Source organism: Escherichia sp. E3659, from assembly GCF_005781135.1.
Taxonomy (GTDB): Bacteria; Pseudomonadota; Gammaproteobacteria; order Enterobacterales; family Enterobacteriaceae; genus Escherichia.
In genome coordinates this window covers 1-12,149 of sequence record NZ_VATQ01000015.1, presented here as the reverse complement: position 1 = coordinate 12,149, position 12,149 = coordinate 1, and the positions used below count along the sequence as shown (strand labels likewise).

16 protein-coding genes are annotated in these 12,149 nt (G+C 51.4%); 7 read left to right on the top strand and 9 right to left on the bottom strand.

Annotation, left to right across the window (positions count from 1 at the left end; translation table 11 throughout):
* Positions 1-166: 166 nt before the first annotated feature.
* From FEK47_RS12170 to tilS, 3 genes are all read left to right on the top strand, one after another.
* Positions 167-421 carry a DUF4282 domain-containing protein gene (locus FEK47_RS12170; RefSeq protein ID WP_130205036.1) on the top strand — a complete coding sequence of 85 codons (255 nt, stop codon included), beginning with the start codon at positions 167-169 and terminating at the stop codon, positions 419-421.
* 164 nt (positions 422-585) lie between these two features.
* Complete coding sequence (locus FEK47_RS12165; protein ID WP_130205038.1) at positions 586-975, top strand: VOC family protein; 390 nt, start codon at positions 586-588, stop codon at positions 973-975.
* A gap of 64 nt (positions 976-1,039) precedes the next feature.
* The gene (gene tilS, locus FEK47_RS12160) at positions 1,040-2,335 is read left to right on the top strand and encodes a tRNA lysidine(34) synthetase TilS (protein WP_135486639.1); all 1,296 of its coding nucleotides are present in this window, start codon (positions 1,040-1,042) and stop codon (positions 2,333-2,335) included.
* A gap of 52 nt (positions 2,336-2,387) precedes the next feature.
* On the opposite strand, the gene rof is transcribed toward tilS, so the two are convergent.
* Positions 2,388-2,648 (bottom strand): Rho-binding antiterminator, encoded by a 261-nt coding sequence (rof, locus tag FEK47_RS12155; protein ID WP_000062312.1) that lies wholly within the window; start codon positions 2,646-2,648, stop codon positions 2,388-2,390.
* On the bottom strand, positions 2,635-2,835 hold the full coding sequence (locus FEK47_RS12150; RefSeq protein ID WP_000417058.1) for a YaeP family protein: 201 nt from the start codon (positions 2,833-2,835) through the stop codon (positions 2,635-2,637). The genes rof and FEK47_RS12150 overlap by 14 nt, the downstream gene beginning before the upstream one ends.
* Before the next feature lie 165 nt (positions 2,836-3,000).
* Between FEK47_RS12150 and FEK47_RS12145 the strand changes: the two genes are divergently transcribed.
* From FEK47_RS12145 to nlpE, 3 genes are read left to right on the top strand one after another with little or no spacing between them, the layout of a single operon-like run.
* Positions 3,001-3,546 carry a YaeQ family protein gene (locus tag FEK47_RS12145; RefSeq protein WP_001185282.1) on the top strand — a complete coding sequence of 182 codons (546 nt, stop codon included), beginning with the start codon at positions 3,001-3,003 and terminating at the stop codon, positions 3,544-3,546.
* Complete coding sequence (gene arfB / locus FEK47_RS12140) at positions 3,543-3,965, top strand: alternative ribosome rescue aminoacyl-tRNA hydrolase ArfB (protein WP_135486638.1); 423 nt, start codon at positions 3,543-3,545, stop codon at positions 3,963-3,965. The genes FEK47_RS12145 and arfB overlap by 4 nt, the downstream gene beginning before the upstream one ends.
* Positions 3,966-3,978: 13 nt before the next feature.
* Positions 3,979-4,689 carry an envelope stress response activation lipoprotein NlpE gene (gene nlpE / locus FEK47_RS12135; RefSeq protein ID WP_135486637.1) on the top strand — a complete coding sequence of 237 codons (711 nt, stop codon included), beginning with the start codon at positions 3,979-3,981 and terminating at the stop codon, positions 4,687-4,689.
* Between the two features lie 155 nt (positions 4,690-4,844).
* Here the strand turns inward: nlpE and FEK47_RS12130 are convergent, their stop codons facing one another.
* The 7 genes from FEK47_RS12130 to metN form a co-directional block, all read right to left on the bottom strand.
* On the bottom strand, positions 4,845-5,669 hold the full coding sequence (locus FEK47_RS12130; RefSeq protein ID WP_135486636.1) for a YaeF family permuted papain-like enzyme: 825 nt from the start codon (positions 5,667-5,669) through the stop codon (positions 4,845-4,847).
* 52 nt (positions 5,670-5,721) lie between these two features.
* Positions 5,722-7,440 carry a proline--tRNA ligase gene (gene proS, locus FEK47_RS12125; protein ID WP_135486635.1) on the bottom strand — a complete coding sequence of 573 codons (1,719 nt, stop codon included), beginning with the start codon at positions 7,438-7,440 and terminating at the stop codon, positions 5,722-5,724.
* A gap of 110 nt (positions 7,441-7,550) precedes the next feature.
* The gene (tsaA, locus tag FEK47_RS12120; protein ID WP_135486634.1) at positions 7,551-8,258 is read right to left on the bottom strand and encodes a tRNA (N6-threonylcarbamoyladenosine(37)-N6)-methyltransferase TrmO; all 708 of its coding nucleotides are present in this window, start codon (positions 8,256-8,258) and stop codon (positions 7,551-7,553) included.
* Entirely contained in the window at positions 8,255-8,659 is a 405-nt protein-coding gene (gene rcsF / locus FEK47_RS12115; protein WP_135486633.1) for an Rcs stress response system protein RcsF, read from the bottom strand. Before rcsF ends, tsaA begins: the two co-directional genes overlap by 4 nt.
* Positions 8,660-8,776: 117 nt before the next feature.
* Positions 8,777-9,592, bottom strand: coding sequence for a methionine ABC transporter substrate-binding lipoprotein MetQ (metQ, locus tag FEK47_RS12110; protein WP_000874226.1), 816 nt, complete (start codon positions 9,590-9,592; stop codon positions 8,777-8,779).
* A 39-nt stretch (positions 9,593-9,631) separates the two neighbouring features.
* Positions 9,632-10,285 (bottom strand): methionine ABC transporter permease MetI, encoded by a 654-nt coding sequence (locus FEK47_RS12105; RefSeq protein ID WP_001294600.1) that lies wholly within the window; start codon positions 10,283-10,285, stop codon positions 9,632-9,634.
* Positions 10,278-11,309, bottom strand: coding sequence for a methionine ABC transporter ATP-binding protein MetN (gene metN / locus FEK47_RS12100; protein ID WP_000593990.1), 1,032 nt, complete (start codon positions 11,307-11,309; stop codon positions 10,278-10,280). Before metN ends, FEK47_RS12105 begins: the two co-directional genes overlap by 8 nt.
* A gap of 187 nt (positions 11,310-11,496) precedes the next feature.
* On the opposite strand from metN, the gene gmhB reads away from it, so the two are divergent.
* Positions 11,497-12,069, top strand: coding sequence for a D-glycero-beta-D-manno-heptose 1,7-bisphosphate 7-phosphatase (gmhB, locus tag FEK47_RS12095; RefSeq protein ID WP_097751265.1), 573 nt, complete (start codon positions 11,497-11,499; stop codon positions 12,067-12,069).
* Positions 12,070-12,149 lie beyond the last annotated feature (80 nt).

Genomic DNA, 12,149 nt, shown 5'->3' with positions numbered 1-12,149 from the left:
TTAGTCATATTATAAATACATTTAGATAATCTTACTTTCGTTTTCTCCTGCCATAAAATTCTTGAACTCATGTTGATAACTCCGATTTCGGAGGCATATACCAATATACACAGTGGTCAAAAATAATATAAATTTATCAATCTCATAGAATTTTTAAGGATAAAATATGAAAGCAATTTTAGGATTTGATCATCTTCTTATGCCGCGTGTTCTGGTGTTTTTTTACTGGCTGGCTATGGTGCTAACACTGATAGGCGGTGTCTTCTCCATATTTAGCGGAAACATTATCTTAGGGTTAGCTTATACCGTCATTGGTCTTATAAGCTGTCGTATGACTTTCGAATTAATTATGATAGCGTTTAAGAATAACGAATATTTGCGCCGCATTGCCGAGAGTGTTAGCAAGAATAGCGCAGAGTAATCTCCCGCAAAGCGCTTCACCAAACCGCATCTCAACCGCTATTACAGGCGTTTGAGATGTTGTTTTAAAGTCAGTGTAAATGTCTGATTCATCTTTCCTGTAATTTGTGCGTATTATCAATATATAGCGATGCACGTGCGTATCATATCAATGCAGGAGATTCTATGTTGGGTTTAAAACAGGTTCACCATATTGCGATTATTGCGACGGATTATGCGGTGAGCAAAGCTTTTTACTGCGACATTCTCGGCTTCACGCTGCAAAGCGAAGTCTATCGTGAAGCGCGAGATTCGTGGAAAGGGGATTTGGCACTTAATGGGCAGTACGTGATTGAGCTTTTCTCATTTCCGTTTCCGCCGCAACGACCCAGTCGACCGGAAGCCTGCGGCCTGCGCCATCTGGCTTTTAGCGTTGATGATATCGATACGGCAGTGGCGCACCTGGAAAGCAATAACGTGAAATGTGAAGCGATACGTGTCGATCCATACACCCAAAAACGCTTCACGTTCTTTAACGACCCTGACGGACTGCCGCTGGAACTGTATGAGCAGTAAGGCTTGTCATTACTGCATTTGCCCGGTAACGTGCCGGGCATCGCTACTGTAAAATCGCGCTATCATGACACTCACACTGAATACACAACTTCTCACCTCACGCCAGATTCTGGCGGCCTTTAGCGGCGGGCTTGACTCTACCGTTCTGCTGCATCAGCTGGTGCAGTGGCGGGCGGAAAATCCGGGCGTCACTTTGCGCGCTATCCATGTGCATCACGGTTTAAGTGCCAATGCTGATGCCTGGGTGCAACATTGTGAAAATATCTGCCAGCAGTGGCAGGTGCCGCTGGTGGTCGAGCGCGTACAACTTGCGCAAGAGGGGTTAGGCATTGAGGCCCAGGCGCGGCAGGCGCGTTATCAGGCATTTGCCCGCACCCTGTTGCCTGGTGAAGTACTGGTCACAGCACAACATCTTGACGATCAATGTGAAACCTTTCTGCTGGCACTTAAACGCGGTAGCGGCCCTGCCGGGCTTTCGGCTATGGGGGAAGTCTCGGAGTTTGCCGGAACGCGGCTTATCCGACCGTTCCTCGCTCGCACGCGGGGAGAACTGGCGCAGTGGGCGTTGGCGCATGGTTTACGCTGGATTGAAGACGAAAGTAATCAGGATGATAGCTACGATCGTAACTTCCTGCGCTTGCGCGTGGTGCCGTTATTGCAGCAGCGTTGGCCGCATTTTGCCGAAGCGACGGCCCGTAGTGCCGCACTTTGCGCCGAACAAGAGAGCCTGCTGGATGAACTGCTGGCGGATGATTTAGCGCACTGCCAAACGCCGCAAAGGACGCTGCAGATTGCGCCAATGATGACGATGAGTGATGCCCGTCGCGCGGCGATTATCCGCCGCTGGCTGGCAGGGCAGAATGCACCGATGCCTTCCCGCGACGCGTTGGTGAGGATCTGGCAGGAAGTGGCGCTGGCGCGGGAAGATGCTTCCCCCTGTTTACGTTTTGGCGCGTTTGAAATCCGCCGCTATCAGTCGCAACTGTGGTGGATTAAATCCGTTGCCGGGCAAAGCGAAACCATTGTGCCGTGGCTGGCGTGGCAACAGCCGCTGGAATTACCGGCGGGGCTGGGAAGTGTACAGCTTACTGCGGGAGACGATATTCGCCTTCCACGTGCAGACGAAGCAGTCTGCGTGCGTTTCAAAGCGCCAGGATTGCTGCATATTGTCGGTCGCAACGGCGGACGTAAGCTGAAGAAAATCTGGCAGGAGCTGGGCGTTCCGCCGTGGCTACGTGACACCACGCCACTGCTGTTTTATGGCGAAACGCTGATTGCGGCGGCAGGGGTATTTGTGACGCAAGAAGGTGTGGCTGAAGGTGAGAAGGGCGTAAGTTTTGTCTGGCAGCGAAACGCTTAGTTAAGTGAAGGCCGGATATGACGCATTAAGCGTCGCATCCGGCGAAAGTCAATCAGGACTCGCTCACTACCACCGTACCGATTTCCGGGTGGCTAAAGCTGGTAATTTTATCCAGACGTAGCTCGCGGGTTTCGCCAGCGGCCTCGACGACCAGATACTCCACATTTTTGCGGGAGACCAAATCGCTGGCCTTCGCCTGCAATTTTTCGCCATCTTTCAGCTCAAGTGTCAGCATTAAATGATGCTGGCAGGCGAGCTCAAGATTATCGTAATCATCACAATTGATTGGTTGATACGTATCATTCATTGACATAATCGCTCACCAGTAAGTTTGCCGCAGCGTATGCTGCTTTTTCCCTGACAGCCTCAGAAAGGGCGTCGTCGGCAGCCATTTCATTCAGCACTTTCAAAACGCAGCCCAGCGCGTCCGGAACGTATCCTAAGTCTCCGCTGGCGATTTCCGCGTACCGCTTGCGTATTAACTCACAATATTTTTCCACATGCCCTCCTGTCAGCACTCTGACTTAACCGTGGATGCAAGTCTAAGCCTACGAAGATAAACTCTGTTTCGCAAGGTGACTATACCACACTCATTTCTGCAATATCAGCGCCGCAACTGCACGTATTCCGTTACAATGGCCTCCTGATTCGAAAGGAGTTTTCTTATGGCGCTTAAAGCGACAATTTATAAAGCGACGGTTAATGTGGCCGATCTCGACCGCAACCAGTTTCTCGATGCCTCTCTGACGCTGGCGCGCCACCCTTCAGAAACCCAGGAGCGTATGATGCTGCGCCTGCTGGCGTGGCTGAAATATGCTGATGAACGTCTGCAATTTACCCGAGGTTTGTGTGCCGATGATGAGCCGGAAGCGTGGCTGCGTAACGATCACCTGGGCATTGATTTGTGGATTGAACTGGGGCTGCCGGATGAGCGGCGGATTAAGAAAGCCTGCACCCAGGCCGCAGAAGTGGCGCTGTTTGCCTATAATAGTCGGGCGGCGCAAATCTGGTGGCAGCAAAATCAGAGCAAATGTGCGCAGTTTGCCAATCTTTCCGTCTGGTATCTGGACGATGAACAACTGGCGAAAGTAAGCGCCTTTGCCGATCGTACCATGACGCTGCAGGCAACGATTCAGGATGGTGTTATCTGGTTATCGGATGATAAGAATAATCTGGAAGTGAACTTAACCGCCTGGCAACAACCTTCATGATTGTGATTTCCCGACATGTTGCTATCCCCGATGGTGAGCTTGAGATCACCGCCATTCGTGCGCAGGGCGCGGGCGGGCAACATGTCAATAAGACCTCAACGGCTATTCATCTGCGTTTTGACATTCGGGCGTCCAGCCTGCCAGAGTATTACAAAGAACGCCTGCTCGCCGCCAGCCATCATTTAATCAGCAGCGATGGCGTGATTGTCATTAAGGCGCAGGAATACCGTAGTCAGGAGCTCAACCGCGAAGCGGCGCTGGCCCGGTTGGTGGCAGTGATTAAAGAATTAACAACAGAACAAAAAACCCGACGACCCACGCGGCCAACCCGCGCATCAAAAGAGCGCAGGCTGGCATCGAAGGCACAAAAATCAAGCGTGAAGGCGATGCGCGGCAAAGTGCGCAGCGGTCGGGAGTAAAAAGAAGGAATGGATGGTGAGAAAAGCGATAGTGACAGCGATGGCTGTAATCAGCCTCTTTACTCTGATGGGATGTAACAATCGGGCCGAAGTCGATACGCTTTCTCCGGCGCAGGCTGCCGAACTGAAACCGATGCCGCAAAGTTGGCGCGGCGTGCTGCCGTGTGCCGATTGCGAAGGGATCGAAACCTCTCTGTTCCTCGAAAAAGATGGAACCTGGGTGATGAACGAACGCTATCTTGGCGCTCGTGAAGAGCCTTCATCCTTTGCCTCCTACGGTACATGGGCGCGAACTGCCGACAAGCTGGTATTAACCGACAGCAAAGGTGAAAAGTCATATTATCGAGCGAAAGGGGATGCACTGGAGATGCTCGATCGTGAAGGTAATCCCATTGAATCGCAGTTCAACTACACGCTGGAACCGGCAAAATCGAGCATGCCAATGACGCCGATGACCCTGCGTGGCATGTATTTCTATATGGCTGATGCGGCGACCTTTACAGATTGCGCGACCGGAAAACGTTTTATGGTGGCGAATAACGCAGAGCTGGAGCGTGGCTACCTGGCTGCGCGGGGTAACAGTGAAAAACCGGTGTTACTGTCAGTTGAAGGTCACTTTACGCTGGAGGCTAATCCGGATACCGGTGCGCCGACCAAAGCATTAGCGCCCGATACGGCGGGTAAATTTTACCCGAACAAGGATTGCAGTAGTTTGGGGCTGTAACCCGTCTTGAGACAGAAACAAACGAAATATTGCCTCATGCGCTGCGCTTATCAGGCCTAAAGCATACAGTGCAATATTTTGAATTAGCACGATTTTGCAGGCCGGATAAGGCGTTCACGCCGCATCCGGCATTTTGCGCACGAGGCTGGCTTTTATCACTGAGTCAGTCCAACAAAGCGACTTGCTTTAATATAAATCCCTGGTTTCAGGTGCCCAACATACTGTAACTGCGTTTCTGGTTTAAATGCAGAGACATCACCACTACGCATATGCATCAGATCGGCAGGGCTAATCCAGCCTGATTGCGCCAGCGTAAGCGGATGCCCGGCTTTGGCAAATGCATCCGTGACAAATTCCGAACAAAACCACGACTTTTTGTCTCCTTCGCCCACACTGCTTAACTGCGCTTTCGCCAGGCCGCTGACGCACTGTTGGCGAAAATCTGCGGAAAAAGGATTCAGTGAGCACATCTGGCGGGTCACCATAAATGGAATGAACTCGACAATGCCGCGATAGTTATACCCGCTATCTTTGATTTTGTTGGCGAACGCGGTGATTTCTGTGGCTTGTTGCGGGGTAAGGTCCGGGACTCGTAAAACGAAAAGCTTATCACTGTGCTTCATTGCTTTTTTCAGGGAAACAATCTGGACGCCAGCGCCTGTCGCTTCTGCAACGTTACTATCTCCCAAATAGATTGCAACGTGACTCACAGAGGAAGTGCTGAAGACGCGGATACCAAATGAGGTAACCCCAAGGCTTGAGGAGAACAGCAAATCGCCGGATTTGAGGTCAGGTTCCGTTATTTCTTTTATTGCTTGTTCGGTGAAGGAGCTTTGATGCTGGAATTTGATTGCCCATGTTTTTGCCTCGGCATCTACCGCTGTGGCTGATGAGTCTGGCTGGCTGATATCAACGGTACAGGCCGAAAGTAAAAGAAAGCAGGGGAGAAGCAGGCGGCAGTACGCCTTTGGTTTATCCATTTTATACAATCCATGTAAAAAAGGGTCCTGAAATTCAGGACCCTTTCTGGCATCAGCCTTTAATCTGTTTCACCAGATAATCGACGATGTCACCAGTCTTAATTAACTGTTTCTCGCCGTTACGACGATATTTATATTCGATATCGTCGTTGTCGAGGTTACGGTCGCCCAGCACAATAGTGTGCGGAATACCGATCAGTTCCATATCAGCAAACATCACGCCCGGACGCTCTTTGCGGTCATCCAGCAGCACTTCGATACCTTGTGCACGCAGTTCGCTGTACAGTTTCTCGGCCAGTTCCTGTACGCGGAAGGATTTGTGCATGTTCATCGGCAGAATCGCCACCTGGAACGGCGCGATAGCGTCAGGCCATACGATGCCGCGTTCGTCGTAGTTCTGCTCAATCGCCGCAGCTACCACACGCGTTACCCCGATACCGTAGCAACCCATCGTCAGGATTTGGTTACGACCATCTTCACCCTGTACGGAGGCTTTCAGTGCTTCGGAGTACTTGGTACCCAGCTGGAAGATGTGACCGACTTCGATACCACGTTTGATCAGCAGCGTACCCTGACCATCCGGGCTTGGATCGCCAGCCACCACGTTACGGATATCCGCAATTTCTGGGGTAGCGACATCGCGATCCCAGTTGATACCGAAGTAGTGTTTACCATCGATGTTAGCACCAGCAGCGAAATCACTCATCGCCGCAACGGTACGGTCAATCACCACCGGAATCGGCATGTTTACCGGACCCAGTGAACCCGGACCAGCTTTAACCACGGCACGAATTTCTTCTTCGGTCGCGAAAGTCAGCGGGCTTGCAACCTGCGGCAGTTTTTCTGCTTTAACTTCGTTCAGCTCGTGGTCACCGCGCACCAGCAGCGCAACCAGCGGGAAGCTACTGCCTTCAACCGCTTTAACCAGCAGAGTCTTAACCGTTTTCTCAATCGGCAGATTGAACTGTTCAACCAGTTCCGCGATGGTTTTCGCGTTCGGCGTATCAACCAGCGTCATTTCCTGGGTAGCAGCAGCGCGCGGTTCTTTCGGCGCGATAGCTTCTGCCAGCTCAATGTTCGCTGCATAGTCAGAGGTGTCGGAGAAGACCACATCGTCTTCACCGCTCTGCGCCAGCACCTGGAATTCGTGAGAGGCGCTGCCGCCGATAGAACCGGTGTCGGCCTGTACGGCGCGGAAATCCAGCCCCATGCGGCTGAAGATTTTGCTGTAGGCCGCATACATTGCATCGTAAGTTTCCTGCAGCGATTCCTGAGAAGTATGGAAAGAGTAAGCATCTTTCATCAGGAATTCGCGGGAACGCATGACGCCGAAACGCGGACGCACTTCATCGCGGAACTTGGTCTGGATCTGATAGAAGTTCAGCGGCAGCTGTTTGTAAGAGCTAAGCTCGTTACGAATCAGGTCGGTAATAACTTCTTCGTGAGTCGGGCCGAGTACGAACGGACGATCGCCACGGTCTGCAATGCGCAGCAGTTCGGGGCCGTACTGTTCCCAACGACCACTCTCTTGCCACAGTTCAGATGGCTGAACCACCGGCATTAACACCTCGATCGCACCGGCGTTGTTCATCTCTTCACGCACGATGTGTTCGACTTTTTTCAGAACGCGCACGCCGGTCGGCAGCCAGGTATATAACCCGGAGGCCAGCTTGCGGATCATCCCGGCGCGTAGCATCAGCTGATGGCTGATCACCTCGGCGTCGGCAGGTGTCTCCTTGAGAGTGGAGAGCAGGTATTGGCTAGTACGCATGTTGTTACGGTTCCAGTTGGAAGGTAGAACAGGCTCAAGGCGAGCCTGGGACAAAAAAAGTGATTTAGTTTACCAGTGCAGAAGAAATGTCAAAAGAGAAGGGCGTGAATTTAACGCGGTTCCAGCGCAAAGACTTCAAAACCTGCGTCGGTGACGCGCCAGCGAACGTTAAAATCATGCAGCCAGACGGCATAGGTTTTGCCCGTTTCCTCACCTTTACGGTAGGCCGGGCGCGGGTCCTGCGCCAGAACTTCGCGGATAAACAGCGTTAATTGCGGATAACGCTTCTCCAGTATCAAAAGCTGCTTTTCGACCTCTGCGGTAAAACTCACCGCCATCTCTGCCGCTGGCGCACTTTGCGCATAGCTGGCACTGGCATCGGGAAGCGATTCGGCAAAAGGGAGATACGGTTTGATATCCACTACCGGCGTACCATCGACCAGATCCAAACTGCCGAGCTTCAGAATCACGCTGTCTTTATGGCAAACAACTTCTTTCAGCTCTACCAGCGACATACCAATCGGGTTAGGGCGGAAAGTAGAGCGTGTGGCGAAAACCCCCATTCTGGTGTTACCGCCGAGGCGCGGTGGACGCACCGTTGGACGCCAGCCGCCTTCCATCGTTTGATGAAAGACGAAAAGGATCCATAAATGGCTGAATGCTTCCAGGCCGCGAACGGCGTCGGCCTGGTTGTAGGGAGCAATGAGATGCAGTTCGCCGTTGGCGCTTTTTACCAGACCTGGCTGGCGCGGAACGGCGAATTTTTCTTTATAGGGCGAGCGAATAACGCCTATTTGCTCGAACTGGAAACTGCTCATTTCGCCGTAATATTAAGCGCAGAACCGATACATACAGCCTGACGATAGCAGCCTGGCGTACCGCTGGTGACTTCGCAGCTATGCAGTAATACCGCATTGGCTTTCATTTTAGAGGCATTGATTTGCATCCGCTTACGCGCGGTTGGAATGCTCGGCGGAGAGTCCTGATTAGAGGCCTGGCATGAGTCGCCACTGACTTCACCGAGATCGCGGAACGGTTTGCCGACTAATTCTTCTGCATTGGTATAAATTCGGACCGGCGCGGCGCGCGGCGCTTTCGGTTTTGCTGGCTCCGTTTTTGCCTGGGAAGCAGTGCTTTGAACGGGGTCGACAGGGGATCTGCTTGACATGGAACAGCCGCTTAGCATGAGTGCTAATAAACAGATCGGTAAAGCACGCATAGTATTTCCTCAATGTATGATCAAAACGTCAATATTGAATCAGGCGCTTGTAAAAATGACAAGACGGGCAAGCGCCCGTCCTGAATGATATTACAAATTGTGGAAACAGCCTAAATATTACCAGCCTTTAACAGCGCCGCCGTTAAACACTTTGTTTGCTGCTTCGTAAACTTCGTCAGACTGATAAGCCTGGACGAATTTCTTCACGTTCTCTGCGTCTTTGTTGTCTTCACGCGTCACGATCAGGTTTACGTACGGGGACTCTTTATCTTCGACAAAGATACCGTCTTTCGCCGGAGTCAGGCCAATCTGGCTGGCATAGGTGGTGTTGATAACTGCCAGAGCGATTTGCGCGTCGTCCAGAGAGCGAGGCAGTTGCGGTGCTTCCAGCTCAACAATTTTCAGATTTTTTGGGTTCTCAACAACATCAAGAACGGTCGGCAGCAGGCCAACGCCATCTTTCAGTTTGATCAAGCCCACTTTTTGCAGCAGCAGCAGTGAACGACCAAGGTTAGTTGGGTCGTTTGGCACGGCAACCTGCGAGCCATCCTGCAATTCATCCAGTGATTTGATCTTCTTGGAGTAGCCAGCAATTGGATAAACAAAAGTGTTGCCTACTGCGACCAGTTTGTAGCCACGATCTTTCAGTTGCTGATCAAGGTACGGTTTATGCTGGAAGGCGTTGGCGTCGATATCGCCTTTGCTTAATGCTTCGTTTGGCAGAACATAGTCGTTGAAGGTTACCAGCTCAACGTCCAGGCCATATTTGTCTTTCGCAACTTTCTGCGCGACTTCAGCAACCTGCTGTTCGGCACCAACAATCACGCCGACTTTAATGTGGTTTGGATCTTTTTCATCCTGACCGCAGCCTACCAGTGCCAGTGATCCGATCAGGGCTCCCACTGCCGCAAAGGTTTTGAATTTGAACGCCATACCTTATTCCTTCTTCAATTATTTATGTTGTGTTGAACGTTACTTGCGAGTGACAGCCCGGACGATGCGGTCGCCTGCGAACTGAATTAAATAAACCAGAATGACCAGCAATACCAGTACCGTATTCATTACCGTCGCGTTATAGCCGATGTAGCCATACTGATAGCCAATCTGACCTAAACCACCGGCACCGACTGCACCACCCATCGCGGAATAGCCGACCAGGGTAATCAGGGTGATAGTTGCCGCATTCACCAGACCCGGCAGCGCTTCCGGTAACAGCACTTTACGGACGATCTGCATTGGCGTGGCACCCATTGCGCGGGAAGCTTCAATTAACCCGGTTGGGATCTCCAGCAGAGCGTTCTCGACCATACGGGCAATAAACGGCGCTGCGCCAACGGTTAACGGAACAATCGCTGCCTGCAAACCAATCGATGTACCGACAATAACGCGGGTAAACGGAATCATCCATACCAGCAATATAATGAACGGGATGGAACGGAAAATGTTCACAATCGCAGAAACGGTACGATACAGCTTCGCGTTAGCAATAATTTGCCCCGGACGAGTGACATAAAGCAGAACACCAACCGGCAGACCAATCACAAACCCAAAAAAACCGGATACGAAGGTCATTGCCAGCGTTTCCCATACGCCACGAACCAGCAGCCACATCATCGGCTCAGACATAACCCAGTACCTCTACTTTTACATGGTGTTCCTGCAGCCAGGCAATGGCGGCTTGCGTATCTTGTTGTGTGCCGTGCATTTCAGTCAGCATGATGCCGAACTTAACGCCACCGGCGTAATCCATCTGCGCGCTAATAATGTTGTTATTAACGTTGAAACGACGCGCGGTTTCGGAGAGCAGCGGGGCATCGACCGACTGACCGGTAAACTCCAGACGCAGCATCGGCACGCAGTCAGTGAACGGCTCCGCTTGCAGACGTTCCTGATAATCTTCCGGGATATCCAGATGCAGAGTCGACTGAATAAATTTTTGCGCCAACGGCGTTTTCGGATGTGAGAACACTTCACTTACCTTGTCCTGCTCGATCAGTTCGCCATTGCTGATGACCGCCACGCAATCACAAATGCGCTTCACAACGTCCATTTCGTGAGTGATCAACAGAATCGTCAAACCCAGACGGCGGTTGATGTCTTTCAGCAGTTCGAGAATAGAACGTGTCGTTGCCGGGTCCAGCGCGCTGGTGGCTTCATCACACAGCAATACTTTGGGATTGCTGGCTAACGCACGGGCAATTGCCACACGCTGTTTCTGCCCACCGGAAAGGTTCGACGGATAGCTATCATGCTTATCACCAAGACCAACCAATGACAGCAATTCCGTCACGCGACGTTTGATCTCGTCTTTCGGTGTGTTGTCCAGCTCCAGCGGCAGAGCCACGTTGCCAAAAACAGTACGCGAAGAGAGCAGGTTAAAATGCTGGAAAATCATACCAATCTGGCGGCGAGCTTTAGTCAACTCAGATTCTGACAGCGTGGTCAGCTCCTGGCCATCGACCAGCACGCTACCCTCGGTTGGGCGCTCCAGCAGGTTTACACAACGTATAAGCGTACTCTTACCCGCGCCTGAGGCACCGATAACGCCATAAATTTGTCCAGCTGGCACATGCAGGCTGACGTTGTTCAACGCCTGGATGGTGCGGGTGCCCTGGTGGAACACTTTGGTGATATTCGAAAGTTTTATCATTGATTATTTATTATCGTCATTAAGTTAGTCGTGGCATTTCGAATGCCTGGAACGGGCAAAGCCGTCAATGAAATGGATGTTAAGGCATCCAGACGTCTAAATCAATCAGGTTTATGCGAAGAGCACTTTCTTGCTGGTCGAAACATGCGATACTAGCGTCACATGCCTTATTAAGGAGCTATAAAAGGTGGCGAAGAGCGTACCCGCAATTTTTCTTGACCGTGATGGCACCATTAATGTCGATCACGGCTATGTCCATGAGATCGACAACTTTGAATTTATCGACGGTGTTATTGACGCCATGCGCGAGCTAAAAAAAATGGGCTTTGCGCTGGTGGTAGTAACCAACCAGTCTGGCATTGCTCGCGGTAAATTTACTGAAGCACAGTTTGAAACGCTGACCGAGTGGATGGACTGGTCGCTGGCGGACCGAGATGTCGATCTGGATGGTATCTATTATTGCCCGCATCATCCGCAGGGTAGTGTCGAAGAGTTTCGCCAGGTCTGCGATTGCCGCAAACCACATCCGGGGATGCTTTTGTCAGCACGCGATTATTTGCATATTGATATGGCCGCTTCTTATATGGTGGGCGATAAATTAGAAGATATGCAGGCAGCGGCTGCGGCGAACGTGGGAACAAAAGTGCTGGTGCGTACGGGTAAACCTATTACGCCTGAAGCAGAAAACGCGGCGGATTGGGTGTTAAATAGCCTGGCAGACCTGCCGCAAGCGATAAAAAAGCAGCAAAAATCGGCGTAATGACTAAAAGATGAGCGGTTGAAATAAAAATGCATTTTTCCGCTTGTCTTCCTGAGCCGACTCCCTATAATGCGCCTCCA